Below are 1,949 nucleotides of genomic sequence, written 5' to 3'. Positions count from 1 at the left end.
AGGTCAAAAATGCCACCTTCTGGCAAGACAGCGCATGGGCTGGCCAGGTAGCCCAGTGGAAAGACGCCGAATGGGCCGAACTGATCGAAGCGACGCTCCAGGCCGCCAACCTCTATGGGTATGTGCAGAAGCATCCCGTGGAAAATCATCTGGTGGGATGGCGACTGAACGCCGGCGCCCTCGACTGGTGCCTGACGGCCGACGAGCCGGACACCGACAACCGCCAGTCCAATGGCTTCTTCCGCCAGCTTTATCTCAACATCGCCAATCTCCTGCGTCAGCCGGAACATCCGCTCTTCGCCTTTGAGGCGCAGGAGCATACCGCACAAGTGGATTCGGCGCGCCGCCAGTTACTGGAACAGCGCTTCCGCTACACCGAAAAAGACCGCCACGACTGGGCCAGCAATCCCGCTCATGAAGCGCCGCTGGAGCGCTTGCCGGTCATGTTCTGCTCACCCACCATGGAACTGGGCGTCGATATTTCGGCCCTCAATACGGTCTATCTGCGCAATGTGCCGCCCACCCCCGCCAATTATGCCCAGCGCAGTGGCCGTGCCGGCCGCTCTGGCCAGCAGGCTCTGGTCATCACCTACTGCGCCGCCCAGAGCCCCCACGATCAGTGGTTTTTCCACCATGCCAACGAGATGGTCCATGGCGTGGTCAAGTCGCCCACCCTCGATCTGGCCAATCGCGATCTGGTGGAGAGCCACCTGCATGCGGTCTGGCTGGCCTGCGCGGAAATAGACCTCCCTTCCGGCATCAACGAACTGCTGGATCTCGACCTGCAGGACAAGCCACTGAAACCGCACTACCAGGACTGCCTCGGCAACATCACCGTTCAGGACCGCGCCCAGGAGAGCGCCGCGCGGGTCATCGACCAACTCCACGACGAACTGCAGGACAGCGACTGGTTCTCCCCGGATTATGTGCAAAAAGTCATCGCCACGGCGCCCCAGAGCTTCTCCGGGGCGCTGCAGCGCTGGCGAGTGCTCTTTGATTCCACCCGCACGCAGATGGACATGGCCGATCAGATCGTCAAGAGTCACACCGCCTCCCACGGCGAGCGACAGAATGCCCAGCGCCGCTATGGGGATGCCGCCCGGCAATATGCGGTCCTGCTCAAGACCGGCAACACCCAGAACGCCGACTTCTACACCTATCGTTACCTGGCCAGCCAGGGCTTCCTGCCCGGCTACAATTTCCCGCGTCTGCCCCTGATGGCCTGGATTCCCGCCAGTGGCGGCAACACCATGAGCGGGAAGGAGGACGAAGGCAGCATGGTCAGCCGCCCGCGTTTTCTGGGACTCTCGGAGTTTGGTCCGCGCAGCCTCATCTATCATCAGGGCCGCATGTATCGGGTGGTGCGGGCCAAGCTCAACGTCGGCTCGGCGGATCACATTTCCGGCAACAGCCAGTTGGCCACCATCGCTTCCCTGGTCTGCAGCCAGTGCGGGTATGGCCACCTGGGCGCCCCTGGCGGCAGCGACCCCCTGGTCAACCGCTGCGAAAACTGTGATGCCCTGTTGACAGAGCACGACTGGGTACGGGAGCTCTATCGCATAGAAACCGTGGAAACCGTGGCGGTGGAACGCATTTCCATCAATGACGAAGACCGCCAGCGGCAGGGCTTCGAGCTGCAAAGCACCTACCGCTTCCTGTCCGGTCCCGACGGCGTCATCCAGAAGCGCAAGGCCGCTGTACGCAATGGCGACGAAGTGCTGGCTGAACTCACCTACGCCCCCGCTGCCCGTCTGTGGCGCATCAATCGCGGCTGGCGGCGGCGCAAGAACAAGGCGCAACTGGGTTTCTATATCAACCCCATTACCGGCACCTGGAGCAAGCAGGATGATCCCAACGCATCCGGTGAAAGCCCGGAAAAGGAAGAAGGACTGCTCGACAAAGTGCCCAATCAGCGCATCGTGCCCTTTGTCGAAGATCACCGGAACCTG

General features: G+C 62.0%; 1 protein-coding gene. It reads left to right on the top strand.

Annotated elements, in window-relative coordinates; genetic code table 11:
- Positions 1-1,949, top strand: a 1,949-nt coding sequence (locus tag AC2VNK_RS09200; RefSeq protein WP_486883540.1) for a helicase-related protein, incomplete at both ends; no start/stop codon positions are given.

The organism is Acidithiobacillus sp. TH-A35 (genome assembly GCF_057473505.1).
The sequence above is the reverse complement of the archived record's forward strand: the minus strand, read 5'-3'. Positions and strand labels throughout refer to the sequence as shown.